Genomic DNA, 25,566 nt, shown 5'->3' on the forward strand with positions numbered 1-25,566 from the left:
CTGGCCTCGCCACACGGAAGTCGCACGCCAGATGGAACTGACGCCCGACGCACTCTTCACCTTCTCATTCGGCCCCACATGTTCAGACCCCTTTCCGTCTACATCGGAACGCGCTACACACGCGCCAAACGCCGCAGCCACTTCGTTTCCTTCATCTCGCTCACCTCCATGATCGGCCTCGCGCTGGGCGTGGTGGTGATGATCGTGGTGCTCTCGGTGATGAACGGCTTCGACCACGAGATGCGCACCCGGGTGCTGGGCATGGTGCCCCACGCCACGGTCGAGTCCTACCAGCCGATCTCCGATTGGCAGGGCATCGCCACGCAGATCAAGACCCAGCACCCCAATGTGCTGGAAGTCGCGCCCTTCATCCAGATGCAGGGCCTGCTCAGCGCCGGCGGCACGGTACAGAAGGTGCTGATCAACGCCGTGGACCCGAACGAGGAGAGCAAGGTCTCGATCATCGACCAGTTCTTCCAGCAGGGTTCGCTCAGCAGCCTCAAGCCTGGCGAGTTCGGCATCATCATCGGCGACAAGGCGGCGAAGAACCTCGGCGTGAAGCTGGGCGACAAGGTCACCTTCATCGCCCCGGAAGTCTCGGTCACCCCGGCCGGCATGTTCCCGCGCATGAAGCGCTTTACCGTGGTCGGCACCTTCCATGTCGGCGCCGGCGAGCTGGACGGCTACGTCGCCATGGTCCACATCGACGACGCCGCGCGCATGCGCCGCCTCAAGCAAGGCCAGGTCGAAGGCCTGCGCCTGAAGCTCGACGACCTGTTCCAGGCACCGCGCACCGCCTGGGAAATCGCCCGCACCCTGAAGGGCAACGACTACTTCGCCCGCGACTGGACCCGCAGCCACGGCAACCTGTACCAGGCGATCCGCATGGAGAAATCCATGATCGGCCTGTTGCTGCTGCTGATTGTCGCGGTCGCTGCGTTCAACATCATTTCCACCCTGGTCATGGTCGTCACCGACAAGAAGGCTGATATCGCCATCCTGCGTACCCTGGGCGCTACGCCGGGGCAGATCATGGCGACCTTCATGGTCCAGGGCACGGTGATCGGCGTGATCGGCACCTTCATCGGCGGCGTGCTGGGCGTTCTCGCGGCGCTAAATGTCAGCTCCGCCATCGCCTTGCTGGAGCGCCTGCTCGGCCACAAATTCCTCAACGCGGACGTCTACTTCATCGATTACCTGCCCTCGCAGCTGATGAGCGAGGACGTGATCCTGGTGTGCAGCGCCGCGCTGATCCTGAGTTTCTTCGCCACCTTGTATCCGGCCTGGCGTGCGGCACGCACCCAGCCCGCGGAGGCCCTGCGTTATGAGTAAGCCGACCCCCAACGACCAGGCCGTCCTGAGCTGCCGCGACCTCGGCAAGCGCTACGAGGAAGGTCCGCAGTCGGTCGAAGTGCTCTCCGGCGTGCAACTGGAGCTGCTGCCCGGCGAGCGCGTGGCCATCGTCGGCAGCTCCGGCTCGGGCAAGAGCACCCTGCTGAACATGCTCGGCGGCCTCGACACGCCCAGCACCGGCAGCGTCTGGCTGGCCGGCGAACAGCTGTCGGCGCTGAACGAGAAACAACGCGGCCTGCTGCGCAACCGTGCGCTCGGCTTCGTCTACCAGTTCCACCACCTGCTGCCCGAGTTCACCGCCCTGGAGAACGTCTGCATGCCGCTGCTGATCGGCAAGACGCCGATCCCCGAGGCGCGCCAGCGTGCCACTGCGCTGCTGGAGCGCGTGGGTCTGGGCCATCGCCTGAGCCACAAGCCGTCGGAGCTGTCCGGTGGTGAGCGCCAGCGCGTAGCCATCGCCCGTGCCCTGGTCAACACGCCGAAGCTGGTACTGCTCGACGAGCCTACCGGCAACCTCGACCAGCACACCGCCCACGGCATCCAGGAGCTGATGCTGGAACTGTCGCAGTCCCTGCGCACCGCCTTCCTGGTGGTGACCCACGACACTCACCTCGCCCAGCAGATGGACCGTGTGCTGCGCCTGGAGGAGGGCCGGCTGGTCGCCGCCTGAGGGATAACGGAATGTTCAGACCCCTGTCCGTCTTCATCGGCACCCGCTACACCCGTGCCAAGCGACGCAACCACTACATCTCGTTCATCTCCCTGACCTCGATGATCGGCCTCGCTCTGGGCGTGCTGGCCATGATCGTGGTGCTTTCGGTGATGAACGGCTTCCAGAAGGAAATGCGCTCGCGCATCCTCGGCATGGTCCCGCATGCCGTGCTGCAGCAGACCAGCGGCCCGCTGGATAACTGGCAGCACGTCGCCGAAGTGGCCAAGCAGAACCCGAAGATCGTCGGCGCGGTGCCCTACACCGAAGTCGACGGCATGCTCTCCTACAAGGGCATGATGCAACCCATCGAGGTCGATGGCGTCGATCCGGCGCTGGAAACCCAGGTGTCGATCATCGGCCAGCACATGGTTCGCGGCAGCCTCGACGACCTCAAGGCCACCGAGTTCGGCGTGGTCATCGGCGAGATCACCGCGCGGCGCTTCCACGTCAACGTCGGTGACAGTCTGCTGCTGATCGTGCCCGAGCCGAGCACCGCGCCTGGCGGTATCACTCCGCGCATGCAGCGCCTGAACGTGGTCGGCATCTTCAAGGTCGGTGCCGAACTGGACAGCACCCTGGCGCTGATCCACGTAGACGACGCCGCCAGCCTGATGCGCTGGCAGCCTGGCCAGGTACAGAGCGTGCGCATTGCCCTGAAGGACCTGTTCCAGGCGCCGGAAGTCGGTGCGGCCATCGCCAGGCAATTGGGCGATGGCTATCGCTCGGTGGACTGGACCCACACCCAGGGCAGCCTGTTCAGCGCGATGAAGATGGAAAAGACCATGATCGGCCTGCTGCTGTTGCTGATCGTCGCGGTCGCCGCCTTCAACATCATCGCCACCCTGATCATGGTGGTGGCCGACAAGCGCGCGGACATCGCCATCCTGCGCACCCTGGGCGCCACGCCGAAGCAGATCATGGCGATCTTCATGGTGCAGGGCACGGTGATCGGCCTGATCGGCACCGTTATCGGCTGTGTGCTGGGCGTGCTGGCGGCGTACAACGTCACCGCCATTGTCTCGACCCTGGAGCGCGTCGCCGGCACCCACGTGTTCAACTCGGACATCTACTTCATCAACTACCTGCCGTCCGACCCGCAGATCAGCGACATCGTGCTGATCTGCGTCGCGGCGCTGTCGATGAGCTTCCTCGCCACGCTCTACCCGGCCTGGCGCGCGGCCTCGACCCAGCCGGCGGAATCGCTTCGGTACGAGTGATCACCGGCCCATGAAAAAGCCGCCCCCTGGGGCGGCTTTTTTGTACCTGTAGGAGCGAGCTTGCTCGCGAACCCACTCAACTCCAGAGCCGCCGGTAGGATGGTTCGTGAGCAAACTCGCTCCCACGAAAAGCCGTGATTGCCCGAGGCGGCGATTGCGTCTACAGGCCGTTCTGCAGGTTGCGCAGCGCCCGCCGCCGCCGCCAGCTGCGGCCGATCCACCAGCGCCAGTAGCCCTCAGTGAGCAGGTAGCCGAGGATGCCCACCAGGATGCCGCAGATCACCGAGCCCAGCAGGAACGGCTGCCAGAGCATCGACAGCTCACCGCTGATCCATTCCCAGGTCAGGTGGTCGGGCAGGGCGCGCGCCGGAATGCCCATGACCCAGGCGCCCATCTTGTAGGTGCAGTAGAACACCGGCGGCATGGTGATCGGGTTGGTCAGCCAGACCAGCCCCACCGAGATCGGCAGGTTGGCCCTCACCCATACCGCCAGCGAGGCGGCCAGCAGCATCTGCAGTGGGATCGGGATGAACGCGGCGAACAGTCCCATGCCCATGGCGCGGGACACCGAGCGGCGATTCAGGTGCCAGAGGTTGGGCGACTGGATCAGCGGTCCGAGAAAGCGCAGGCCCTTGTGGTTCCTGATGCTCTCCGGATCGGGCATGTAGCGCTTGAAGATTCGGCGCGGCATGGAGGAAATCTCTGGCAGACGGACGACGGCTCATTATGCCTAGCTAGGTGACAGTCATTCGTTGCCAACTATGTCCGTGTGTAACCGCCGCAGGCCAATCGGATCGGCGGTTGCGCCGGGGTCAGGGAGTCGCTCCGTTGCCTCGTACAGGGATGTTCGCGCTGGCCCTGGGGTTGCTGGCGCTGCGCTGGATGCCGGCGCTGCCATCCGGCTGGGTTCTGCTGCTTCTCGCGGTGGTCGCGCTGCCGTTGTTGTTCACCCGCGGCTATTTCGTCGGGCTGTTCCTGCTCGGTTTCGCCTGGGCCTGCCAGTCGGCGCAGTGGGCGCTGGATGATCGCCTGGCGCCGGAGCTAGACGGCCGCACGCTGTGGCTGGAGGGCAGGGTAGAGGGCCTGCCGGATCGCTCGGGGCCATCGGTGCGCTTCCAGCTCGCCGAGGTCTCCAGCCCCCGCGCGAAGGTCCCTGCCACGCTGCGTCTGTCCTGGTTCGGTGGGCCCCCGGTGGAGGGCGGCGAGCGCTGGCGGCTGGCGGTGAAGCTCAAGCGCCCCCACGGCATGGCCAATAGCGCGGGCTTCGATTACGAAGCCTGGCTCACCGCCCAGCGCATCGGCGCCACGGGTAGCGTGAAGGATGGGCAGCGCCTGGTGGGTTCCAGCGGCCCGCGCGCCTGGCGCGAAGCCTGGCGGCAACGACTGCTCGCGGTGGATGCTCACGGCCGCTCCGGGGCGCTCGCCGCGCTGGTGCTGGGCGATGCGTCCGGGCTGACCACAGCGGACTGGCAGGTCCTGCAGGACACCGGAACCCTGCACCTGATGGTGATCTCCGGCTCGCACATCTCGCTGCTGGCCGGCCTGCTCTATGCGTTGGTTGCCGGGCTGGCGCGCTTTGGTTGCTGGCCGGCACGAATCCCGTGGTTGCCCTGTGCCTGCCTGCTGGCTGCAAGCGGTGCCTGGGCGTACAGCCTGATGGCTGGCTTCGAGGTGCCACTGCAGCGCGCCTGCGTCATGGTCTCCATCGTCCTGCTGTGGCGCCTGCGCTATCGCCATCGCGGGCTTTGGGCGCCCTTGCTCGGTGCCTTGCTCGCGGTGCTGCTGGTCGAGCCGCTGGTGGTGCTGTTGCCGGGCTTCTGGCTGTCCTATGCGGCGGTGGCGCTGCTGATCTTCGGCTTCTCGGGGCGGTTGGGGCGCTGGACCGCCTGGCGCACCTGGCTGCGCGCGCAATGGCTGATGGCGGTTGGTCTGCTGCCGGCGTCCATCGCCCTGGGTTTGCCGCTGAGCGTTTCCGGCGTGATCGCCAACCTGATCGCCGTGCCCTGGGTCGAGTTGGTCGTCGTCCCGCTGGCGTTGCTGGGGAGTCTGGCGCTTGGCGTTCCCTGGCTGGGCGAGGCCCTGCTCTGGGTGTCGGGCGGCCTGCTGGAGTGGCTGTTCCGCCTGTTGGGCTGGATGGCCGGGCTGGCGCCCGCCTGGCAGCCGGTAGCCGCGCCCGCCTGGGCGGTGGCGCTGGCGATGCTGGGGGCGTTCTTGCTGCTTGCGCCGGCTGGCGTCCCATTGCGTGCACTGGGGCTGGCGATGTTCGTGCCGGTGTTCTGGCCGTCAGTCCCGTTGCCCGCACCGGGCATGGCCGAGATCCGCGTGCTGGACGTGGGGCAGGGGCTGTCGGTGCTGATCCGCACGCGCAGCCAGGTCTGGCTTTACGACACTGGGGCGCGCAACGGCGAATTCGACATCGGCGAGCGCGTGGTCGTGCCGACGCTGCGCAGCCTGGGCATCGGTCATCTGGATAGGCTGATGCTCAGTCACGCGGATAACGACCATGCCGGCGGCGCCGTGGCAGTGAAGCGCTCGTTGCGGCCGGCGCAGGTCATCAGCGGTGAGCCCGAGCGCCTGCCGGAGGAGTTGCAGGCGCGTCCCTGTGGAATCGAGGAGTGGCAGGTCGATGGCGTTCGCTTCTCCAGCTGGGCCTGGGCGGGCGCCAGGGAAAGCAACGACCGTTCCTGCGCGCTGGAAATCGAAGCCAACGGCGAGCGCATCCTGCTTACCGGCGACCTGCCACAACCCGCCGAGCTGGCGTGGCTGGCCGCGCATCCGGGGGAGCGCATCGACTGGCTGCTGGCTGGGCACCACGGCAGCCGCAGCTCCTCCGGGTCGGCGTTCCTGCGGGCGATCGGGCCAACGACGGCGATCATCTCCCGCGGCGCCAACAACCCTTATGGCCATCCGCACCCGTCGGTCGTCGAACGCTTCCGCGCGCTGGGCATCCGGATTCAGGATACGGCGGAGCAGGGCGCGCTGACCCTGATGCTCGGCGCCCATGGCGAGGTCCGGGGAGTGCGGGAAGGCGCACATTTCTGGCAGGAAAATTGAGCCTCGGGCGGTCGGCTCGCCACGGCCCCTGTGCTAGAGTGGCGCCACTTTTTTTCAGGGGATTCACCACTGTGTGGGAACTGGTCAAAGCTGGCGGCTGGATGATGCTGCCGATCTTGCTGAGCTCCGTCGCTGCCATGGCGATCGTCGCCGAACGTCTCTGGACCCTGCGCTTGAGCCGTGTGGCCCCGCCGCAGCTGCTCGGCCAGGTGTGGAAGCAGATCAAGGACAAGAAGATGAACAGCCAGGCCCTGAAGGACCTGCGCGCGTCTTCCCCGCTGGGTGAAATCCTCGCGGCTGGCCTGGCCAACTCCAAGCACGGTCGCGAGATCATGAAGGAGTGCATCGAGGAGGCCGCGTCCCGCGTCATCCACGAGCTGGAGCGCTACCTCAACGCCCTGGGCACCATCGCCGCCATGGCGCCGCTGCTCGGCCTGCTGGGTACCGTGTTCGGCATGATCCAGATCTTCAGCGCCTTCATGGGCGACGGCATGGCCAACGCGCCGATGCTCGCTGGCGGTATCTCCAAGGCCCTGATCACCACCGCGGCCGGCCTGATCGTGGCGATCCCGGCAGTGTTCTTCCATCGTTACCTGTTGCGCCGCGTCGATGAACTGGTCATCGCCATGGAGCAGGAAGCCATCAAGCTGGTGGAAGTGACCCAGGGCGATCGCGAAGTCGACTTCGTCGAGGAAGGCAAAGCGTGAAATTCCGCCGCAGAGCGGGCGGAGCGGCCCGCGAGGACGTCTTCATCAACCTGGCGTCGCTGATCGACGTGATCTTCGTGCTGCTGCTGTTCTTCGTGGTCGCCACCTCGTTCACCAAGCCGTCGCAGCTCAAGGTCGAGCTGCCCGAGGCGGTCAGCGGCACGCCGCCCGAAGCCACCGAGATCAAGCAGCTGGAAATCTCCATCAGCCTCGAAGGTCACTACGCGCTGAACGGCCAGAGTCTGGCGCGCGATGACCTGGAAAACCTGATGAACGCCATGCAGCGTGAATCCGCCGGCGACAACAGCCTGCCGGTGGTGATTACCGCCGACGGCAAGGTGGACTACCAGTCCGTGGTCACCGCGATGGATGCCGCCGGCAAGCTGGGTTTCACCCACCTTCGCATCACCACCATCGAGTCCCGGGCGGACAAGAAGACCCCCTGATGGCGTTCACCGACCGCCTGCTCGACGCCTGGTACAAGGGTCACCCGGCCCTTGCCCTGCTCAAGCCGCTCGAACTGCTCTACCGGCGCGTCGCCCAGGGCCGCCGGCAGGACTTCCTCTCCGGCGCCAGGCCGGCCTACCGCGCTCCCGTACCGATCATCGTGGTCGGCAACATCACGGTGGGCGGCACCGGCAAGACACCGATGATCCTCTGGCTGATCGAACACTGCCGTGCCCGTGGGCTGAAGGTTGGCGTGGTCAGCCGTGGCTATGGCGCCAAGCCGCCACGGACGCCCTGGCGCGTGCGCGCCGAGCAGTCGGCGGCCCAGGCGGGCGACGAGCCGCTGCTGATCGTGCGCCGCAGCGGCGTGCCGCTGATGATCGATCCGGACCGCTCCAGTGCCGTGCGCGCGTTGCTGGCCGAAGAGCCGCTGGACCTGATCCTCTGTGACGACGGCCTGCAGCACTATCGCCTGGCCCGTGACCTGGAGCTGGTGCTGATCGATGCCGCCCGTGGCCTGGGCAACGGCCGCTGCCTGCCCGCCGGCCCGCTGCGCGAACCCGCCGAGCGACTGGCCGAAGTCGACGCCGTGCTGCACAACGGCTCGCCGTCCGACCCGCCCGGCGCCTTCTCCTTCGTCCTGCGACCTTCTGCCCTGGTCAACCTGGCCAGCGGTGAGCGGCGGGGCGTCGAGCATTTCCCCGCCGGTCAATCGCTGCATGCACTGGCCGGAATCGGCAACCCGCAGCGTTTCTTCGCAACGCTCGAGGCGCTAAACTGGCGGCCGATTCCGCATCCCTTCCCCGACCATGCGGCCTATACCGCCGAGCAGCTGCGCTTCACGCCGGAACTGCCGCTGGTCATGACCGAGAAGGACGCGGTGAAATGCCGGTCCTTCGCCGCGCCCGACTGGTGGTACCTCGCCGTCGAAGCGCAGCCGTCTCCGGCCTTCGCCGCCTGGTTCGACGTTCAGCTCGAGCGCCTGCTCGCCCGCTGATCCGCCGTCGCAATCCGGCGTCGCCCGCATTCAAATTGTTCGCTGTTCAAGCTCAAGGAACGCACCATGGACCCGAAACTCCTCGATATCCTCGCCTGTCCGCTGTGCAAGGGCCCGCTCAAGCTCACCGACGACAAGTCCGAGCTGATCTGCAAGACCGACGGCCTGGCCTACCCGGTGCGCGACGGCATCCCGGTGATGCTCGAAGGCGAGGCGCGCACCCTGAACGTCGACGAGCGTCTGGACAAGTAACGCCATGACCCAGGCCTATACCGTCGTCATTCCCGCCCGCTTCGCCTCCACCCGCCTGCCCGGCAAACCGCTGCAGGACATCGCCGGCAAGCCGATGATCCAGCACGTCTGGGCGCAGGCCGGCAAGAGCTCGGCCACCCAGGTGGTGGTCGCCACCGACGATCAACGTATCTTCGACGCCTGCCAGGGCTTCGGTGCCCAAGTGGTGCTGACCCGTGCCGACCACAACTCCGGCACCGACCGCCTGGCGGAAGTCGCCGACGCGCTGGGCCTGGCCGACGACGCCATCGTGGTCAACGTGCAGGGCGACGAGCCTCTGGTGCCGCCGTCGATCATCGACCAGGTGGCCGCCAACCTCGCGGCGCACCCGGAAGCGGGCATTGCCACCCTGTGCGAAGAAATCCATGACCCGGCCGCGCTGTTCAATCCGAACATCGTCAAGGTGGTCAGCGACAAGAACGGCCTGGCCCTGACCTTCAGCCGCGCCACGCTGCCCTGGGCGCGCGACGCCTTCGCGGTGGACCGCGAAAGCCTGCCGGCCAACGTGCCGTACCGCCGCCACATCGGCATCTACGCCTACCGCGCGCGCTTCCTGCGCGACTTCGTGGCCTGGGGCCCGTGCTGGCTGGAAGATACCGAGTGCCTGGAGCAGCTGCGCGCGCTCTGGCATGGCGTGCGTATCCACGTGGCTGACGCCCTGGAGGCGCCGCAGGCCGGCGTCGATACCCCGGAAGACCTGGAGCGCGTCCGGCGCATCCTGGGGGCCTGATGAAGGTCCTGTTCGTCTGCCTGGGCAACATCTGCCGCTCGCCGACCGCCGAAGGCGTGTTCCGCCAGAAGGTCCGCGGAGCAGGCCTCGAGGATCGCATCGAGATCGATTCGGCTGGCACCGGTGATTGGCACGTCGGCAAGGCGCCGGATGCGCGTACCCGCGCCGCTGCGCTGCGCCGTGGCTATGACCTGTCGGGTCTGCGGGCGCGACAGGTCAACGTCACTGACTTCTCCCGCTATGACCTGGTCCTGGCGATGGACAACGCCAACTTGCGCGACCTCAAGCATCTTCGGGGCAGCAGCGGCAAGGCGGAACTGGACCTATTCCTGCGTCGCTACGCGCTGGAAATCGACGAAGTCCCCGATCCGTATTACGGCGGCGAAGACGGTTTCGAGCGCGTGCTGGATCTGGTGGAAAGGGCCTGCGATGGCCTGCTGACGGAAGTGAAGGGGCGCCTGTGACGCTGCAACTGCAAGAACGCATTTCCCTCAAGCCCTATAACACCTTCGGTGTCGAAGTCGCGGCGCGCTGGTTCGCCCAGGCCCATGACGATGCCGAGGTGCGCGCCGGTATCGCCGCCGCCGCCGCAAAGAGCCTGCCGCTGATGGTGATCGGTGGCGGCAGCAACCTGTTGCTGACCCGTGACGTCGAAGCGCTGGTGCTGCGCATGGCTTCCCGTGGTGTGCGTGTCGTCAACGACGACGGCGAGCGCGTGGTAGTCGAGGCGGAAGCTGGCGAGGTATGGGATGACGTCGTGCGCTGGACCCTTGCGCAGGGCTTCGGCGGACTGGAAAACCTCAGCCTGATTCCCGGCACTGTCGGCGCGGCACCGATGCAGAACATCGGCGCGTATGGGGTCGAAATCAAGGACGTGTTCGCCGGCCTGACCGCGCTGGACCGTGAGAGCGGCGAGTTGCGCGAGTTCTGCCTCGAGGACTGCGCCTTTACCTACCGCGAAAGTCGCTTCAAGCGTGAGCCGGGCCGTTGGCTGATCCTGCGGGTGCGCTTCGCCCTGAGCCGCGTCGCGAAACTGCATCTGGACTACGGTCCAGTGCGCCAGCGTCTGGCGGAGGAGGGCGTGACTGCGCCGACGCCGGCCGACGTCTCGCGAGTGATCTGCGCAATCCGCCGCGAGAAGCTTCCGGACCCGGCGGTGCTGGGCAATGCCGGTAGTTTCTTCAAGAACCCGGTGGTTTCGGTGGGCCAGACCGACGTGCTGCGCCAGCGCTACAGTGACTTGGTGGCCTATCCGCAGGGCGATGACCAGATGAAGCTGGCCGCTGGCTGGCTGATCGACAAGGCAGGCTGGAAAGGCTTCCGCGACGGTGCGGTGGGTGTACATGCCCAGCAGGCGTTGGTGCTGGTGAACTACGGCGGTGCCACAGGAGCGCAGCTGCATGCACTGGCTGAGCGCATCCGCGACGATATCCGCCAGCGCTTCGGTGTGGAGTTGGAGATGGAGCCGAATCTCTACTGAGGTGCTTCGGAAACGAAGAAGGGGATGCCGTTGGCATCCCCTTTTTTGTGCCCGCTTCCTCGGGCTGGATCTAATGCGCACTCCGCAAGGCGAAGACAATAAAAAAGGGGATGCAGATGCATCCCCTTTTTCAGATCAGGAAGCTATCAGCTGTGGTGTTTTTCCACCACGGAGCCTTCTTCTTCCTCGGTCTTTTCGGCTTTGTCGTCTTCAGCCTGTTCGGCAGCCGGTTGCTCGGTGGCTTCAGCGGCTTCGTTCACGACTTCGGCTTCGACGGCCTCGACAGTGACTTCAGCAGCGGGCTCGACCACGACTTCGGCTTCCACGGCAACGGCTTCTTCAACCACGGCTTCGACGACCGGAGCCTGCTCTACCTGCGGAGCGGCGGCTGCGGCAGCAGCGGCTTCGCGGGCAGCGCGCTCCTGGCGACGACGCTCACGCGGGTCGTTGGAGGCGCGGCCGGTGGCGTTGGCCGGAACGGCTGGAGCTTCTTCGGCAGCAGTTGCAGCGGCAGCCGGAGCTTCCTCGGTAGTCGCCGGAGCTTCCACCTGAGGCTCTTCGACCAGCTGGGCGACGGCTTCGATCACGGTTTCAGCAGCCGGAGCCGACGCTTCTTCCGCAACCACTGGCTCGGCGGCAGCCACTTCAACGGTCTCGCTGGCAGCTTCTACCGGCTCGACAGCCTGTTCGGCGGGCTTGGCCAGGAACTCGATGGTTTGTTCCAGGGCGCTTTCGGTGCGCACGGCTTCAACCACGCCGGACTCCAGCGGCTGGGCCTCGGCCTGAGCCTGGGCAGTGGGCTGCTCCTGCTCGGCGGCGGCTTCAGCAACGGCTACAGCGGTAGCGGCGGCAGCCACCATGGCGGCAGGCGACGGGGTGTCCGAGGCAGCCTGTTCAGCAGTGCCTTCGGCATTTACCTCGCCTTCGGCGCCTTCAGCGCCATCCACACCGGCTTCACGCTGGCGCTCACGGCGGTTGCTGCGGCGACGCTGGCCACGGGAGCGGCGACGCGGACGCTCGTCGTCCGAACCTTCGTCGTCCTGTTGATCCAGCAGCTCCTCGTTCGGCAGCTCTTCGGCTTCCAGGGCGGCGGCATCGCGAGCCGGACGGTCTTCGCGCGTCTGGCGCTCTTCACGGGGCTGACGCTCGGCGCGCTCACCGCGAGGCTGGCGCTCTTCGCGCGGCTGGCGTTCTTCACGCGGTTGACGCTCGGCGCGCTCACCACGCTCTTCGCGGTGCTGACGCTCCTCGCGCGGCTGGCGCTCGGCGCGTTCCTCACGCGGCTGGCGCTCTTCGCGCGGTTGACGTTCGGCACGCTCTTCACGCGGCTGGCGTTCCTCGCGCGGTTGACGCTCGGCACGCTCTTCGCGCGGCTGGCGCTCCTCGCGGGGCTGACGCTCGGCACGCTCTTCACGCGGCTGACGCTCTTCGCGGGCCGGGCGCTCAGTGCGCTCACCGCGCTCGTCGCGGCGACCACGCTCTTTACGCTCGTCATCGCGACGACCGCCATCGCGACCGTCGCGGCGACGGTTCTGCTGACGGCCATTGCGACGCTCGCCCTGACCTTCGCTGCGCTCGGTGGCGGGCTTCTCGGCGGCAACCGGGGTCGGCTCCGGCTTGCTGCCGGCGAACAGGCCTACCAGCGACTTCACCAGGCCCTGGAACAGGCTCGGCTCAGGCATGGGCTTGGTGGCTTCGACAGCGACCGGTGCTTCGGCGGCAGCCTGCTGCGGGGCAGGGCTCTGCGGGGATACGGTCTTCACCGCGGCTTCCTGGCGAACCAGGGTGCGGGTGGCGCTGACCGGCTGGACTTCCTCGTGCTCTTCCGGGGCCATCTCGTAGCTGGCGTGGCCGGACAGGAGTTCGGGGTTGTCATCACGCAGGCGCTGAACTTCGAAGTGCGGAGTTTCCAGGTGGTCGTCCGGCAGGATGAAGATGCGCGCGCGGGTGCGCAGTTCGATCTTGGTGATGGCGTTGCGCTTCTCGTTGAGCAGGAAGGCGGCAACCTGGAACGGCACGCGCGCACGAACTTCGGCGGTGCGGTCCTTCAGGGCTTCTTCCTCGATCAGGCGCAGGATGGCCAGCGACAGGGATTCGACGTCACGGATGATGCCTTGGCCGTTGCAGCGCGGGCAGACGATGCCGCTGGTCTCGCCCAGGGACGGACGCAGGCGCTGACGGGACATTTCCAGCAGGCCGAAGCGCGAGATGCGGCCAACCTGTACGCGGGCGCGGTCGGCTTCCAGGGCTTCGCGGACGCGTTCTTCCACGGCGCGCTGGTTCTTCGCCGGGGTCATGTCGATGAAGTCGATGACGATCAGGCCGCCGATATCACGCAGACGCAGTTGGCGGGCGATTTCCTCGGCCGCTTCCAGGTTGGTCTGCAGGGCGGTTTCCTCGATGTCGCCGCCCTTGGTGGCGCGCGCCGAGTTGATGTCGATGGACACCAGGGCTTCGGTCGGATCGATGACGATGGAGCCGCCCGACGGCAGCTTCACTTCGCGCTGGAAGGCGGTTTCGATCTGGCTCTCGATCTGGAAGCGGTTGAACAGCGGAACGCTGTCCTGGTACAGCTTCACCTTGCTCGCGTACTGCGGCATGACCTGCTGGATGAAGTTCAGGGCTTCTTCCTGGGCGTCGATGCTGTCGATCAGCACTTCGCCGATGTCCTGGCGCAGGTAGTCGCGGATGGCGCGGATGATGACGTTGCTTTCCTGGTAGATCAGGAACGGACCGCTGCGCTCGCCGGAGGCTTCCTTGATGGCGCCCCACAGCTGCAGCAGGTAGTCCAGGTCCCATTGCAGCTCTTCGGAGCTGCGGCCCAGGCCCGCGGTGCGGACGATCAGGCCCATGTCGCCTGGAACGGTCAGGCCGTTCAGGGCTTCACGCAGTTCGTTGCGCTCTTCACCCTCGATGCGGCGGGAGATGCCACCGGCGCGCGGGTTGTTGGGCATGAGCACCAGGTAACGGCCGGCGAGGCTGATGAAGGTGGTCAGGGCGGCGCCCTTGTTGCCACGTTCTTCTTTCTCGACCTGGACGATGACTTCCTGGCCTTCGCTCAGGACGTCCTTGATGTTGATGCGGCCTTCAGGATTCTTCTTGAAGTACTCGCGGGAGATTTCCTTGAGGGGGAGGAAGCCGTGGCGTTCGGCGCCGAAGTCGACGAATGCGGCCTCGAGGCTCGGCTCGATGCGGGTGATACGGCCTTTGTAGATGTTGGCCTTCTTCTGTTCGCGCGCGCCGGACTCGATGTCCAGGTCGAACAGGCGTTGGCCGTCTACCAGCGCTACACGCAACTCTTCGGGTTGAGTTGCGTTGATCAGCATTCTTTTCATGTAGTACCAATGGTTTCCGGGGCCACCGGAAACGGCGATCGGCACACACGACTCTCACGGTCGGTGCTAAGGCACGTACTCAGGAACGGCGGACCATTCCAGTGTCCAGCGGCAGCAGGATAAATCTGCTGTGCCGCGACTACGTTTCCTGCTTGTCGAGTAAGAACAAGCACTCATCAGGAGGAGGAATTGGCTGTCAGATGCGGACGATAAGTGCGTCTACGTTCAAGGCATGCGTTCAAGGCATGAACGCAACGCAATCCGACAGTTGTGCATCTCCGCCCTGCACATTTCCCTAAGAGCCGGGTGCCACTCGCTGAATCCGGGAGCGGGGTTGGCTTTTATCACGGCTACCTTGGTGGCCGTGGTCATGTCTCAAGGCCTGGGTTTCGAGGCGCTGTCGGCGCGAGAATCGCTCGGGCCGTTGCAACGCTTCCGGGGACTGCCTCGTGTCCGTTCAATGTGTTTGCAGGCGGTTGGGGATGGCGATTACGCGATCATCCGCAGGCCTGGCCACTTTTGGCGGCCTCCCGAATATAGCAGCAATGATTAAGTGCTTCAATTGAATGAAAAATTGTTATTATATCCGGATGACGAATCCCGCCCCTCCGACTTCCGGCGTTCAGCTGCTTGAAGTCGCGCCGGAGTATGCCGGCCAACGAATCGACAATTTCCTCCGCACCCAGCTCAAGGGCGTGCCCAAGACCCTGATCTACCGCATCCTTCGCAAGGGTGAGGTGCGGGTCAACAAAGGCCGCATCAAGCCCGAGTACAAGCTGCAGGCCGGCGACGTAATACGCGTGCCGCCGCTGCGTCTGGCCGAGCGCGACGAGCCGGTGCCGCTGGCTCAGGGTCTGCTCGAGCGCCTGGAAGCCGCCATCGTCTACGAAGACAAGGCGCTGATCGTGGTGAACAAGCCCACCGGTATCGCCGTGCATGGCGGCAGCGGCCTGAACTACGGGGTCATCGAGGCGTTCCGCCAGCTGCGTCCGGAGTGCAAGGACCTGGAGCTGGTGCACCGCCTGGATCGCGACACTTCCGGTCTGCTGATGATCGCCAAGAAGCGCAGCATGCTGCGCCATCTGCACGACGCCTTGCGTGGCGAGCGCATCGTGGACAAGCGCTACCATGCCCTGGTGCGCGGCAACTGGCCGGCGGCGAAGAAACAGATTGCCGTGCCGCTGCTGAAGAACAACCTGCGCTCCGGTGAGCGCGTGGTCGAGGTGAACCCCGAAGGCAAGGAAGCGCTGACCGAGTTCAAGGTGCTGCGCCGCTTCGGTGACTTCGCCACTCTGGTCGAGGCGCGTCCGATCACCGGTCGTACCCACCAGATTCGTGTGCATGCCAAGCACGCCGGCCACTCCATTGCCGGCGACCCCAAGTACGGCGACGAAGATTTCTCCCGTGAAATCCGCGAGCTGGGCGGCAAGCGTCTGTTCTTGCACTCGGCCTACCTGCGTGTGCCGTTGCCTGATGGTGGTGTGCTGGAACTGGAAGCGCCGGTGGACGAAGTCTGGCTGCGCACCGTGGAGCGCCTGGATGCGTGAGTATTCCCTGCTGATCTTCGATTGGGATGGCACGCTGGTGGATTCCATCGGTCGTATCGTCGAGGCGATGCGGGTGGCTGCAGTTGGTTCCGGCCTTCCGGAACGCAGCGATGAGGCTATCAAGGGCATCATCGGCCTGGGTCTGCCGGAAGCTATCCAGACGCTGTACCCGGAGGTGGAGGATGGCGAGCCGCTGGATCGCTTCCGGCTCGATTACGGTAACCACTACCTGAGCCTGGAGGTGCAGCCTTCGCCGTTGTTCCCGGGCGTGGCCGAGGCGATGGCGGAATTTCGCAGCGCCGGTTATCAGTTGGCGGTCGCTACCGGGAAAAATCGCCGTGGGCTGGATCGCGTGCTGGCGGGGCAGGGCTGGACTGACTTCTTCGATATCACCCGTGCCGCCGATGAGTCGGCGAGCAAGCCGGACCCGCGCATGCTGCACGAAATTCTCGAGCATTGCCGGGTCGATGCTCGCGATGCGTTGATGGTGGGCGATTCGCCCTTCGATCTGGAAATGGCGCGCCGCGCCGGCATGGATTCGGTGGCGGTGAGCTACGGTGCTCAGTCGCTGGAAGTCCTTCGGGAGTATGCTCCGGCGCTGGAAGTGAATCATTTCAATGAATTGCGCGCCTGGCTCGCCGGGCGTTCGGTCAAACCGCTGCTCGAGGTAGGCAACTGATGTCGGATGAATGGAAGGCGGACGAGAGCAAGGCTGCGCAAACCATGGCGGGTGACGACAAGAGCTGGAAGTTGCTGGAGAAGGCCGTGCTGGCCGGTGTCCAGGAGCAGCGCCGGTCGCGTCGTTGGGGTATCTTCTTCAAGTTGCTGACTTTCGTTTATCTGTTCGGTGCGTTGGCGCTGTTCAGTCCCTTCAGTGGTCTGTCCAAGTCCGCGTCGCGCAGCGCCAGCCATACGGCGCTGATCGAAGTGAAGGGCATGATCGCCGACAATGAGCCGGCCAGTGCCGATAACGTCGTTGGCGCGCTGCGTTCCGCGTTCGAGGATGCCGGCACCAAGGGCATCGTCCTGCGTATCAATAGTCCGGGTGGCAGTCCGGTGCAGTCCGGCTATATCTACGATGAAATCAAGCGCCTGCGCGGTGAGCATCCGGATATCAAAGTCTACGCGGTCATCAGCGACCTGGGGGCTTCCGGTGCTTACTACATCGCCAGCGCGGCCGATGAGATCTACGCCGACAAGGCCAGTCTGGTCGGTTCCATCGGTGTGACGGCGGCGACTTTCGGCTTCGTCGGCACCATGGAGAAGCTGGGCGTGGATCGTCGTATCTATACCTCGGGCGAGCACAAGGCCTTCCTTGATCCGTTCCAGCCGCAGAAGGCTGATGAAACCGCTTTCTGGCAGCAGGTGCTGGATACCACTCACAAGCAGTTCATCGATGTGGTGAAGAAGGGGCGCGGCGATCGCCTGAAGGACAAGGATCATCCTGAGCTGTTCTCCGGTCTGATCTGGTCCGGCGAGCAGGCGCTGCAGCTTGGTTTGATCGATGGTCTGGGTAGCTCCAGCTATGTGGCGCGCGAGATCATCAAGGAGAAGGAGATCGTGGACTACACCGTCCAGGAAACCGCCTTCGACCGCTTCACCAAGAAGTTGGGCGCGAGCGTCGCTGAGCGCATGGCGATGTGGATGGGCTGGCAGGGGCCGGTCCTGCGCTGAGTGTGCTTCCTTATATAAGGAAGGAAAAAGGCTCGGCGATTGCCGGGCCTTTTCGTTTCAGGCTTTCCAGGTCAGGGGATTTGTACTTGCTCGGCAAGCAGCATATCTACCAGGCGAATAAGCGGCAGGCCGATCAGGCTGGTGGCGTCTTCGCCTTCGGTGGCGCGGAACAGGCTGACGCCCAGGCCTTCGGCCTTGAAGCTGCCGGCGCAATCGAAGGGTTGTTCGGCCTCCAGGTAGCGGCGAATGCGTGCTTCGTCGAGGTCGCGGAAGTGCACGGCGAAGGGAATACAGTCAATTCGGGCTTCACCGCTCTGGCTGTTGATCAGGCAGAGTCCGGTGAGGAAGCTGATGCTCTTGCCGCTGGCATCCTTCAGTTGTTCGGTCGCGCGCTCGATGTCGTGGGGCTTGCCGAGAATCCGGTTGCCGTTAACCGCGGCCTGGTCCGAGCCGATGATCAGGTGGGCGGGGTAGCGCTGGGTCAGGGCGCGAGCCTTGCATTCCGCCAATCGGCGCACCAGTTGTTCGGCGCTCTCGCCGGGCAGTGGGGTTTCATCGATGTCGGGGCTGGCGCATTCGAACGGCAGGCGTAGGCGCTGCAGCAATTCGCGGCGGTAGGGCGAGCTGGAAGCAAGGATCAGGGGTAACATGGAGAATTCCTTCGGAGCGTCACTGCGATTCTAGCGAAAAGGGCTGTCCATACAGCGGTTTATGGCTAATTTCCTTTGACAGCTTCGGGTGCATCCCTATAATGGCGCGCTTATGTTGAATGGACCGATACCACCTCACGTTGATCCGCGCAAATTGGTTGAGCGCGCCGCCACCCTCGAGGGTGTGCTGCCGATCGCCAAGATGGCACGTCTCAGCGAGCAACTGACCAGCAGTGAAGGCGATGTTCACGCGAAGTTTTCCTTCTTCCGTGATCAGCAGAAGCTGGCGGTCATGCACGTCGAGCTCAATGGCGAGGTGAGCATGGTATGCCAGCGCTGTCTCGAACCGGCCAAATTCCATGTGGGTGGTGCGTACGATTACGTCATCATCCCGGAAGGCAAGTCGATCGATGATCTGCCCAGTGGCTACGATGCGTTGGAAGTGGGGGATGACCCCGTCGACCTGACCTCGCTGGCTGAGGACGAGTTGTTGCTCGCCTTGCCCATCGTGCCGGTCCATGACCCTGAGGATTGCCAGCAGCCGGTGGGATACGCTACAGCGCCCGAACCGAGCGAGAACGTCGAAGAGCGGCCCAATCCGTTCAGCGTACTGGCGCAGTTGAAGCGTGACCCAAACGTTTAGGAGTTAATCAATCATGGCTGTTCAGCAGAACAAAAAATCCCGTTCCGCTCGTGACATGCGTCGTTCGCACGATGCCCTGGACGCGAACGCTCTGTCCGTGGAAAAGAGCACCGGTGAAGTTCACCTGCGCCACCACGTCTCCCCGGACGGTTTCTATCGCGGCCGTAAGGTCGTAGACAAAGGCTCTGACGAGTAATCTTTGTCCGCACCAATCATCGCGATTGATGCAATGGGTGGGGACTACGGTCCCCACTGCATTGTTCCGGCCTGTATTTCCTTTCTGGCCGAATATGCTTCCCTCCAGCTGGTCCTCGTCGGCCAAGCGCCTCTGATAGAAGAACACCTGCGCGGCCTTTCCCCGGTCGAGCGTCAGCGTCTTCATGTTCACCACGCCAGCGAAATCGTCACGATGGACGAGCGTCCGTCCCAGGCGTTGCGTGGCAAGCCCGATTCCTCCATGCGTGTTGCCCTCGAACTGGTTCGTGATGGCAAGGCCCATGCCTGCGTCAGTGCCGGTAATACCGGTGCGTTGATGGCGCTATCCCGTTACCTGCTCAAGACGTTGCCCGGCATCGACCGCCCGGCGATGGTGACTGCCGTGCCTACGCAGGGCGGCCACTGCCATCTGCTCGACCTGGGCGCCAACGTCGATTGCAGTGCCGAGCACCTTTATCAGTTTGCCGTCATGGGTGCTGTTGCCGCGGAAGCGCTGGGCAAGAGTAATCCGCGTGTAGCGTTGTTGAATGTCGGTACCGAAGACATCAAGGGCAATCAGCAGGTGAAGCTGGCGGCCAGTCTGCTGCAGCAGGCACAGGGTTTGAACTACATCGGCTATATCGAGGGCGACGGCCTGTATCGCGGGCTGGCCGATGTGGTGGTGTGCGACGGTTTCGTCGGCAATATCCTGCTCAAGTCCAGCGAGGGTCTGGCGGCTATGGTCGCGGCGCGCCTGGAAGAATTGTTCAACTCGAGCCTGCCGGCCAAGGCGGTCGGCCTGATGGCGATGCCTTTTCTGCGCAGGCTGCGTGGCGACCTCACGCCGTCACAGCATAATGGTGCGAGTTTCCTCGGTTTGCAGGGCATCGTGGTGAAGAGTCACGGCAGTGCGAAGGAGGAGGGCATCCAGAGCGCATTGCGGCGCGCGCTGCTGGAAGTTCGCGAGAATCTGCCCCAGCGGCTGCATGGCCGTCTGGAACATCTGCTCTAATGTGTGACCGCGGTCGTCAGACCGTCATCCAACTGTCAGTTCAATGCGCCAGGCTCTCGCCGGCGCTATCCATTTGACGACACAGACAAAAGGGACCTGTTGCAATGTCCGCATCCCTCGCCTTCGTATTCCCCGGCCAAGGTTCGCAGTCGCTTGGCATGCTCGCCGAACTGGGCGCTCAACACGCCATCGTGCGCGATACCTTCGCCGAAGCCTCCTCCGCGCTGGGTTATGACCTCTGGGCTCTCGTGCAGGACGGCCCGGAAGAGCGCCTGAACCAGACCGACAAGACCCAGCCTGCGATCCTCACTGTCTCCATCGCCCTGTGGCGCCTGTGGCAGTCCGAAGGTGGCGTGCAGCCGGCTTACGTCGCCGGCCACAGCCTGGGTGAGTACTCCGCCCTGGTCGCCGCTGGCAGCCTGGCTTTCGCTGATGCGGTGAAGCTGGTCGAGCGCCGTGGCCAACTGATGCAGGAAGCTGTCCCTGCCGGCACTGGCGGCATGGCTGCCATTCTCGGTCTCGAAGACGCTGATGTGCTCGCTGCCTGCGCCGAAGCGGCCCAGGGCGAAGTGGTCAGTGCTGTGAATTTCAACGCACCCGGCCAGGTGGTGATCGCTGGCGCGGCCAAGGCCGTCGAGCGTGCCATCGAGGCGTGCAAGGCTCGTGGCGCCAAGCGTGCTGTCGCGCTGCCGGTGAGCGTGCCGTCGCACTGCGAACTGATGCGCCCGGCTGCCGAGCGTTTTGCAGAGGCTGTCGAGGCCGTTCAGTGGCAGATGCCGCAGATCGCCCTGGTGCAGAACGTTACCGCCCAGGTTCCGGCCGATCTGGCCGCGCTCAAGCGTGATCTGCTGGCGCAGTTGTACAGCCCGGTCCGCTGGGTGGAGAGCGTGCAGCTGCTGGCCGAAAAAGGCGTCACCGACCTGGTCGAGTGTGGTCCGGGCAAGGTGCTGGCTGGTTTGAACAAGCGTTGCGCCAAGGGCGTGACCACCCACAACCTGGATTCCGCGGACGCCTTTGGCGCAGCCCGCGCGGCTCTGGCTTGAACAGGAGATAAGGCATGAGTCTGCAAGGTAAGGTTGCCCTGGTTACTGGCGCGAGCCGTGGTATTGGCCAGGCCATCGCACTGGAGCTGGGTCGTATGGGCGCTACCGTGGTGGGCACCGCCACCAGCGAGTCCGGCGCGCAGAAAATTTCCGAGTACCTCAAGGAAAACGGCATCCAGGGTTCGGGCATGGTCCTGGACGTCTCCAACGACGAGTCCGTGACCGCCGTTGTCGAAGCCATCCAGAAAGAGTCCGGCGCGCCGGCCATCGTCGTCAATAACGCAGGCATCACCCGCGATAACCTGCTGATGCGCATGAAAGACGACGAGTGGTTCGATGTGGTCAACACCAACCTCAACAGCCTCTACCGTCTGTCGAAAGCCGTCCTGCGCGGCATGACCAAGGCTCGCTGGGGTCGCATCATCAATATCGGCTCCGTCGTCGGTGCCATGGGCAACGCAGGGCAGACCAACTACGCCGCTGCCAAGGCCGGCCTGGAAGGCTTCACCCGTGCCCTGGCGCGCGAAGTCGGTTCCCGTGCTATCACTGTCAACGCGGTTGCTCCGGGCTTCATCGACACCGACATGACTCGCGAGTTGCCCGAGGCGCAGCGTGAAGCGCTGCTCGGCCAGATTCCACTGGGCCGACTGGGACAAGCCGAAGAGATCGCCAAAGTGGTAGCATTCCTCGCTTCCGAGGGCGCAGCTTATGTTACGGGTGCCACGGTACCGGTGAATGGCGGAATGTACATGAGCTGATGTGACGAGTTCCTTCGTGGCGATGTCATATGCGCTGTCTAAAATCATCCAAGCGTCGTAACGCTGGAATAGACAGAGCATCTGGGTTGCCGCGAAGGGGCGTCAGCGTTCAGCTTGAAATGCAGAAAACCCTTTCTATACACTTACCCGCAGCCCAGCTGTACGGATTGTCCATAGGAGTGAAAACAAGGTATGAGCACCATCGAAGAACGCGTCAAGAAGATCGTTGCTGAGCAACTCGGCGTTAAGGAAGAAGAAGTCACCAACAGCGCTTCCTTCGTCGAAGACCTGGGCGCCGACTCCCTTGACACCGTTGAGCTGGTGATGGCTCTGGAAGAGGAATTCGAGACCGAAATCCCCGACGAGCAAGCCGAAAAGATCACCACCGTTCAGGAAGCCATCGACTACATCGTTGCCCACCAGGCATAAGACGTAGTCGTCGGTTCCCCGACGAAAGAAGCCGCACGGCCTGCAAAGGCGTGCGGCTTTTCTTTAACGCCGGCATCTGCCGGCGTTATTGCCGTGAAACACATGAGAGGAAGTCACAGTGTCGCGTAGACGCGTAGTCATCACTGGCATGGGTATGTTGTCGCCCCTGGGTGTGGATGTGCCGAGCAGTTGGGAAGGCATTCTCGCCGGGCGCAGCGGTATCGCCCCGATCGAACACATGGATCTGTCCGCCTTTGCCACCCGTTTCGGCGGCTCGGTGAAAGGGTTCGACGTCGAGCAATACATGTCCGCCAAGGAAGCTCGCAAACTCGACCTGTTCATCCAGTACGGCCTCGCCGCCAGCTATCAGGCGGTGCGTGATTCCGGCCTGGAAGTCACCGACGCCAACCGGGAGCGCATCGGCGTTGCCATCGGTTCGGGCATCGGCGGTCTGACCAACATCGAAAACACCTGTCGTTCGCTGTTCGAGCAGGGCCCTCGGCGCATCTCGCCGTTCTTCGTGCCTGGCTCGGTCATCAACATGGTTTCCGGGTTCCTGTCGATCAACCTCGGTCTGCAGGGCCCCAACTACGCCATCACTACCGCCTGCACCACCGGCACCCACAATATCGGCATGGCCGCGCGCAACATCGCCTACGGCGACGCTGACGTGATGGTGGCCGGCGGGTCCGAGATGGCGGCCTGCGGTCTTGGCCTGGGCGGCTTCGGCGCCGCTCGCGCGCTGTCCACTCGCAACGACGAGCCGACCAGGGCCAGTCGTCCGTGGGACCAGGACCGTGACGGCTTCGTGCTCTCCGACGGCGCCGGTGCGCTGGTGCTGGAAGAGCTGGAGCACGCCAAGGCTCGTGGTGCGCGCATTTACGCTGAAGTCGTTGGCTTCGGCATGAGCGGCGACGCCTTCCACATGACCGCTCCGCCGGAAGACGGCGCCGGCGCTGCCCGTTGCATGAAAGCCGCGCTGCGTGATGCCGGGCTGAACCCCGAGCAGGTCGACTACATCAACGCCCATGGCACCTCGACGCCGGCCGGCGACATCGCGGAAGTCGCCGCGGTGAAGTCGATCTTCGGCGACCACGCCTATCAGTTGTCGATGAGCTCCACCAAGTCCATGACCGGCCACCTGCTGGGTGCTGCCGGCGCGGTCGAGGCGATCTTCTGCGTGCTCGCGCTGCGTGATCAGGTGGCTCCGCCAACTATCAACCTGGACAACCCCAGCGAAGGCTGCGACCTCGACCTGGTCGCCCATCAGGCCAAGGAGCGTCCGATCGACGTCGCCCTGTCCAACTCCTTCGGCTTCGGTGGCACCAACGGCTCCCTGGTATTCCGCCGGTTCCACGGCTGATGCAGAGCTGGATCGACGGCCAGAGCGCCGAGGCCCTGTCCGCGCGTGATCGCGGGCTGGCCTACGGTGATGGGCTGTTCGAGACCATTCGCGTGTCCGCAGGCCGTCCGCGCCTGCTGGTACGCCATCGGGCGAGGCTGGAGGAAGGCGTTCGACGCCTGTCCCTTCCAGTCTCTCTCGATCTCGTCGAAGACGAACTCCTGCGTTTTTCCGCCTTGCTCGGTGATGGCGTTGCCAAACTGATGCTGACCCGTGGCGAAGGCGCGCGCGGCTATGCCCCGCAGGCCGATGCCCAGGTGCGCCGTTTGCTGCTGGCCTCGCCCGCGCCGACCTACCCGGCGAAGAACCGTGAGGAGGGCATCACGCTCTTCCCCTGCGCCACTCGACTGGCTGAGCAACCACTGCTCGCCGGCCTCAAGCACCTCAATCGCCTGGAGCAGGTCCTGGCTCGCGCCGAGTGGAGCGACCCGGCCTTCGCCGAAGGATTGATGCGCGATGTTTCCGGGCGGATCGTCGAGGGCGTGTTCAGCAACCTGTTCCTGGTGAAGCAGGGCGCACTGATCACCGCCGAGCTCAGCCGTTGCGGCGTCGCTGGTGTGATGCGTGCCGAAATCATCGAGCGCGCCAGCGATCTGGGGTTGCCGGTCATCGTCCGTGACGTAGAGCACGGCGAACTGGCGCAAGCCGATGAGGTCTTTCTCTGCAACAGTCTCTACGGTATCTGGCCGGTGCGCGGCATCGCCGAGCACGCTTGGCCGGTCGGGCCGCTGACCCGTAAACTGCAGGGCCAACTCCGCGAACTTCTGGATTCCTGATACGTGATGCGCAAATTGCTGGTGCTGCTGGAAGGCGGCCTGCTGCTGGCCGGGCTCGTGCTGGGCCTGGCGGCCTGGGAGCAGCACCGTGCGCTGCAGCAGCCGCTCCAGCTCACCGAAGAGCGTCTGCTTGATGCTCCCAGCGGCGCCACCCCTGGCCGCCTGCTGACCCGCCTGGAGGACGAAGACGTCCTGCACGGCGGCTTCTGGCTGCGTCTGTACTGGCGCTTCAACCTGGCCGGTGAGGCGCTGCACAGTGGCGAATACCGCCTGACGCCCGGCATGACCGCCGCCCAACTGCTCGATCTATGGCGCGAAGGCGATGTGGTGCAGTACGGCCTGACTCTGGTCGAGGGCTGGAACTTCCGCCAGGTGCGCGAGCTACTCGCCCGTCAGCCCAAGCTGGAGCAGACCCTGAATGGCCTCAGTGATGCCGAGGTCATGGCGAAGCTGGGCAAGCCCGGTGTCTTCCCGGAAGGCCGCTTCTTCCCCGATACCTACCGCTTCGTCCGCGGTACCAAGGACGTCGACATCCTCAAGCACGCCTACCAGCGCATGGACAGTATCCTGGCCGAGGAGTGGGACAAGCGCGCGCAGGAACTGCCCTACAAGGATTCCTACCAGGCGCTGATCATGGCTTCGCTGGTGGAGAAGGAAACCGGCGTGCCCCAGGAGCGCGGCCAGATCGCCGGCGTCTTCGTGCGGCGCCTGCAGAAGAACATGCTGCTGCAGACCGACCCGACCGTCATCTACGGCATGGGCGAGCGCTACGCTGGCAGGATCACCCGCACCGACCTGCGCACGCCGACGCCCTACAACACCTACGTGGTCGCCGGCCTGCCGCCGACGCCCATCGCGCTGCCCGGCCGCGAAGCCATTCATGCTGCGCTCAACCCGGTGGCGGGGCAGAGCCTGTACTTCGTCGCCCGCGGCGACGGCAGCCATACCTTCTCCGACAACCTGGACGACCACAACAAGGCCGTCCAGGAGTTCCAGATCAAGCGTCGCGCCGACTACCGTTCCAGTCCGGCGCCCGTCCCGCTGCCGGCGCAGACGCCGGATGCAGACGCTCCCGCTGCAGATTCTCCTGCAGCGCAGTAGCCCGATAACACAA

General features: G+C 64.7%; 26 protein-coding genes. 23 read left to right on the top strand and 3 right to left on the bottom strand.

Annotated features, from left to right (window positions below; genetic code table 11):
* Positions 1-78: 78 nt before the first annotated feature.
* From IB256_RS05690 to IB256_RS05700, 3 genes are read left to right on the top strand one after another with little or no spacing between them, the layout of a single operon-like run.
* Positions 79-1,332: a lipoprotein-releasing ABC transporter permease subunit gene (locus tag IB256_RS05690; protein ID WP_192290737.1), complete on the top strand. Its 1,254-nt coding sequence runs from the start codon at positions 79-81 to the stop codon at positions 1,330-1,332.
* Entirely contained in the window at positions 1,325-2,023 is a 699-nt protein-coding gene (gene lolD, locus IB256_RS05695) for a lipoprotein-releasing ABC transporter ATP-binding protein LolD (protein ID WP_017519266.1), read from the top strand. Before IB256_RS05690 ends, lolD begins: the two co-directional genes overlap by 8 nt.
* 11 nt (positions 2,024-2,034) lie before the next feature.
* Positions 2,035-3,282 (top strand): lipoprotein-releasing ABC transporter permease subunit, encoded by a 1,248-nt coding sequence (locus tag IB256_RS05700; protein ID WP_192290735.1) that lies wholly within the window; start codon positions 2,035-2,037, stop codon positions 3,280-3,282.
* 160 nt (positions 3,283-3,442) lie between these two features.
* Here the strand turns inward: IB256_RS05700 and IB256_RS05705 are convergent, their stop codons facing one another.
* Positions 3,443-3,973: a DUF2062 domain-containing protein gene (locus IB256_RS05705; RefSeq protein WP_192290733.1), complete on the bottom strand. Its 531-nt coding sequence runs from the start codon at positions 3,971-3,973 to the stop codon at positions 3,443-3,445.
* Between the two features lie 152 nt (positions 3,974-4,125).
* Here IB256_RS05705 and IB256_RS05710 point away from each other — a divergent pair, with 152 nt between their 5' ends.
* The 8 genes from IB256_RS05710 to murB all read left to right on the top strand — a co-directional run bounded on the left by IB256_RS05710 (position 4,126) and on the right by murB (position 10,988).
* Complete coding sequence (locus IB256_RS05710; RefSeq protein WP_192401630.1) at positions 4,126-6,336, top strand: DNA internalization-related competence protein ComEC/Rec2; 2,211 nt, start codon at positions 4,126-4,128, stop codon at positions 6,334-6,336.
* 71 nt (positions 6,337-6,407) lie between these two features.
* On the top strand, positions 6,408-7,043 hold the full coding sequence (locus IB256_RS05715) for a MotA/TolQ/ExbB proton channel family protein (RefSeq protein ID WP_017519262.1): 636 nt from the start codon (positions 6,408-6,410) through the stop codon (positions 7,041-7,043).
* Positions 7,040-7,489: an ExbD/TolR family protein gene (locus IB256_RS05720; RefSeq protein WP_045211644.1), complete on the top strand. Its 450-nt coding sequence runs from the start codon at positions 7,040-7,042 to the stop codon at positions 7,487-7,489. Before IB256_RS05715 ends, IB256_RS05720 begins: the two co-directional genes overlap by 4 nt.
* The gene (gene lpxK, locus IB256_RS05725; RefSeq protein WP_192290731.1) at positions 7,489-8,487 is read left to right on the top strand and encodes a tetraacyldisaccharide 4'-kinase; all 999 of its coding nucleotides are present in this window, start codon (positions 7,489-7,491) and stop codon (positions 8,485-8,487) included. The genes IB256_RS05720 and lpxK overlap by 1 nt, the downstream gene beginning before the upstream one ends.
* Before the next feature lie 66 nt (positions 8,488-8,553).
* Positions 8,554-8,739: a Trm112 family protein gene (locus tag IB256_RS05730; RefSeq protein WP_081519465.1), complete on the top strand. Its 186-nt coding sequence runs from the start codon at positions 8,554-8,556 to the stop codon at positions 8,737-8,739.
* A 4-nt stretch (positions 8,740-8,743) separates the two neighbouring features.
* The gene (gene kdsB / locus IB256_RS05735) at positions 8,744-9,508 is read left to right on the top strand and encodes a 3-deoxy-manno-octulosonate cytidylyltransferase (protein ID WP_138214925.1); all 765 of its coding nucleotides are present in this window, start codon (positions 8,744-8,746) and stop codon (positions 9,506-9,508) included.
* A complete protein-coding gene (locus IB256_RS05740; protein WP_192290729.1) occupies positions 9,508-9,972 on the top strand; it encodes a low molecular weight protein-tyrosine-phosphatase in 465 nt (154 codons plus the stop codon). Before kdsB ends, IB256_RS05740 begins: the two co-directional genes overlap by 1 nt.
* Complete coding sequence (gene murB, locus IB256_RS05745) at positions 9,969-10,988, top strand: UDP-N-acetylmuramate dehydrogenase (protein WP_192401595.1); 1,020 nt, start codon at positions 9,969-9,971, stop codon at positions 10,986-10,988. Before IB256_RS05740 ends, murB begins: the two co-directional genes overlap by 4 nt.
* 146 nt (positions 10,989-11,134) lie before the next feature.
* On the opposite strand, the gene rne is transcribed toward murB, so the two are convergent.
* A complete protein-coding gene (gene rne / locus IB256_RS05750; RefSeq protein ID WP_192401597.1) occupies positions 11,135-14,323 on the bottom strand; it encodes a ribonuclease E in 3,189 nt (1,062 codons plus the stop codon).
* A 590-nt stretch (positions 14,324-14,913) separates the two neighbouring features.
* Here rne and rluC point away from each other — a divergent pair.
* The 3 genes from rluC to sppA are packed head-to-tail and all read left to right on the top strand — an operon-like array spanning position 14,914 to position 17,544.
* Entirely contained in the window at positions 14,914-15,870 is a 957-nt protein-coding gene (rluC, locus tag IB256_RS05755) for a 23S rRNA pseudouridine(955/2504/2580) synthase RluC (protein WP_081519470.1), read from the top strand.
* A complete protein-coding gene (locus IB256_RS05760) occupies positions 15,863-16,549 on the top strand; it encodes an HAD-IIIA family hydrolase (protein WP_192290723.1) in 687 nt (228 codons plus the stop codon). Before rluC ends, IB256_RS05760 begins: the two co-directional genes overlap by 8 nt.
* Positions 16,549-17,544 carry a signal peptide peptidase SppA gene (sppA, locus tag IB256_RS05765; protein WP_192290721.1) on the top strand — a complete coding sequence of 332 codons (996 nt, stop codon included), beginning with the start codon at positions 16,549-16,551 and terminating at the stop codon, positions 17,542-17,544. Before IB256_RS05760 ends, sppA begins: the two co-directional genes overlap by 1 nt.
* Before the next feature lie 71 nt (positions 17,545-17,615).
* Here sppA and IB256_RS05770 read toward each other — a convergent pair whose 3' ends face one another.
* Positions 17,616-18,194: a Maf family protein gene (locus IB256_RS05770; protein WP_192401599.1), complete on the bottom strand. Its 579-nt coding sequence runs from the start codon at positions 18,192-18,194 to the stop codon at positions 17,616-17,618.
* Between the two features lie 112 nt (positions 18,195-18,306).
* Here IB256_RS05770 and IB256_RS05775 point away from each other — a divergent pair, with 112 nt between their 5' ends.
* The 9 genes from IB256_RS05775 (at position 18,307) to mltG (ending at position 25,553) form a co-directional block, all read left to right on the top strand.
* Complete coding sequence (locus tag IB256_RS05775; RefSeq protein ID WP_192401601.1) at positions 18,307-18,837, top strand: YceD family protein; 531 nt, start codon at positions 18,307-18,309, stop codon at positions 18,835-18,837.
* A 13-nt stretch (positions 18,838-18,850) separates the two neighbouring features.
* Complete coding sequence (gene rpmF / locus IB256_RS05780) at positions 18,851-19,033, top strand: 50S ribosomal protein L32 (RefSeq protein ID WP_009621425.1); 183 nt, start codon at positions 18,851-18,853, stop codon at positions 19,031-19,033.
* 3 nt (positions 19,034-19,036) lie between these two features.
* Positions 19,037-20,044, top strand: a complete 1,008-nt coding sequence (gene plsX / locus IB256_RS05785; RefSeq protein WP_192290715.1) for a phosphate acyltransferase PlsX — start codon at positions 19,037-19,039, stop codon at positions 20,042-20,044.
* Positions 20,045-20,148: 104 nt separating this feature from the next.
* Positions 20,149-21,087: an ACP S-malonyltransferase gene (gene fabD / locus IB256_RS05790; protein ID WP_192401603.1), complete on the top strand. Its 939-nt coding sequence runs from the start codon at positions 20,149-20,151 to the stop codon at positions 21,085-21,087.
* A 14-nt stretch (positions 21,088-21,101) separates the two neighbouring features.
* Entirely contained in the window at positions 21,102-21,845 is a 744-nt protein-coding gene (fabG, locus tag IB256_RS05795) for a 3-oxoacyl-ACP reductase FabG (protein ID WP_037014455.1), read from the top strand.
* 192 nt (positions 21,846-22,037) lie between these two features.
* Positions 22,038-22,274 carry an acyl carrier protein gene (gene acpP, locus IB256_RS05800; protein WP_015477931.1) on the top strand — a complete coding sequence of 79 codons (237 nt, stop codon included), beginning with the start codon at positions 22,038-22,040 and terminating at the stop codon, positions 22,272-22,274.
* A gap of 118 nt (positions 22,275-22,392) precedes the next feature.
* Entirely contained in the window at positions 22,393-23,637 is a 1,245-nt protein-coding gene (fabF, locus tag IB256_RS05805) for a beta-ketoacyl-ACP synthase II (protein ID WP_192290711.1), read from the top strand.
* A complete protein-coding gene (gene pabC / locus IB256_RS05810) occupies positions 23,637-24,452 on the top strand; it encodes an aminodeoxychorismate lyase (RefSeq protein ID WP_192401605.1) in 816 nt (271 codons plus the stop codon). Before fabF ends, pabC begins: the two co-directional genes overlap by 1 nt.
* A 6-nt stretch (positions 24,453-24,458) precedes the next feature.
* The gene (gene mltG, locus IB256_RS05815) at positions 24,459-25,553 is read left to right on the top strand and encodes an endolytic transglycosylase MltG (protein ID WP_192292458.1); all 1,095 of its coding nucleotides are present in this window, start codon (positions 24,459-24,461) and stop codon (positions 25,551-25,553) included.
* The last annotated feature ends 13 nt before the right edge of the window (positions 25,554-25,566 follow it).

The sequence above is a fragment of the Pseudomonas sp. PDM17 genome (genome assembly GCF_014851985.1).
Taxonomy (GTDB): Bacteria; Pseudomonadota; Gammaproteobacteria; order Pseudomonadales; family Pseudomonadaceae; genus Pseudomonas.

Excerpts from the sequence above, each read along its gene's own strand:
- IB256_RS05690 (WP_192290737.1), top strand. The coding sequence starts at position 79 with ATGTTCAGACCCCTTTCCGTCTACATCGGAACGCGCTACACACGCGCC.
- lolD (WP_017519266.1), top strand. The coding sequence starts at position 1,325 with ATGAGTAAGCCGACCCCCAACGACCAGGCCGTCCTGAGCTGCCGCGAC.
- IB256_RS05700 (WP_192290735.1), top strand. The coding sequence starts at position 2,035 with ATGTTCAGACCCCTGTCCGTCTTCATCGGCACCCGCTACACCCGTGCC.
- IB256_RS05705 (WP_192290733.1), bottom strand. The coding sequence starts at position 3,973 with ATGCCGCGCCGAATCTTCAAGCGCTACATGCCCGATCCGGAGAGCATC.
- IB256_RS05710 (WP_192401630.1), top strand. The coding sequence starts at position 4,126 with ATGTTCGCGCTGGCCCTGGGGTTGCTGGCGCTGCGCTGGATGCCGGCG.
- lpxK (WP_192290731.1), top strand. The coding sequence starts at position 7,489 with ATGGCGTTCACCGACCGCCTGCTCGACGCCTGGTACAAGGGTCACCCG.
- IB256_RS05730 (WP_081519465.1), top strand. The coding sequence starts at position 8,554 with ATGGACCCGAAACTCCTCGATATCCTCGCCTGTCCGCTGTGCAAGGGC.
- kdsB (WP_138214925.1), top strand. The coding sequence starts at position 8,744 with ATGACCCAGGCCTATACCGTCGTCATTCCCGCCCGCTTCGCCTCCACC.
- IB256_RS05740 (WP_192290729.1), top strand. The coding sequence starts at position 9,508 with ATGAAGGTCCTGTTCGTCTGCCTGGGCAACATCTGCCGCTCGCCGACC.
- rne (WP_192401597.1), bottom strand. The coding sequence starts at position 14,323 with ATGAAAAGAATGCTGATCAACGCAACTCAACCCGAAGAGTTGCGTGTA.
- rluC (WP_081519470.1), top strand. The coding sequence starts at position 14,914 with ATGACGAATCCCGCCCCTCCGACTTCCGGCGTTCAGCTGCTTGAAGTC.
- IB256_RS05760 (WP_192290723.1), top strand. The coding sequence starts at position 15,863 with ATGCGTGAGTATTCCCTGCTGATCTTCGATTGGGATGGCACGCTGGTG.
- sppA (WP_192290721.1), top strand. The coding sequence starts at position 16,549 with ATGTCGGATGAATGGAAGGCGGACGAGAGCAAGGCTGCGCAAACCATG.
- IB256_RS05770 (WP_192401599.1), bottom strand. The coding sequence starts at position 18,194 with ATGTTACCCCTGATCCTTGCTTCCAGCTCGCCCTACCGCCGCGAATTG.
- IB256_RS05775 (WP_192401601.1), top strand. The coding sequence starts at position 18,307 with ATGTTGAATGGACCGATACCACCTCACGTTGATCCGCGCAAATTGGTT.
- rpmF (WP_009621425.1), top strand. The coding sequence starts at position 18,851 with ATGGCTGTTCAGCAGAACAAAAAATCCCGTTCCGCTCGTGACATGCGT.
- fabD (WP_192401603.1), top strand. The coding sequence starts at position 20,149 with ATGTCCGCATCCCTCGCCTTCGTATTCCCCGGCCAAGGTTCGCAGTCG.
- fabG (WP_037014455.1), top strand. The coding sequence starts at position 21,102 with ATGAGTCTGCAAGGTAAGGTTGCCCTGGTTACTGGCGCGAGCCGTGGT.
- acpP (WP_015477931.1), top strand. The coding sequence starts at position 22,038 with ATGAGCACCATCGAAGAACGCGTCAAGAAGATCGTTGCTGAGCAACTC.
- pabC (WP_192401605.1), top strand. The coding sequence starts at position 23,637 with ATGCAGAGCTGGATCGACGGCCAGAGCGCCGAGGCCCTGTCCGCGCGT.
- mltG (WP_192292458.1), top strand. The coding sequence starts at position 24,459 with ATGCGCAAATTGCTGGTGCTGCTGGAAGGCGGCCTGCTGCTGGCCGGG.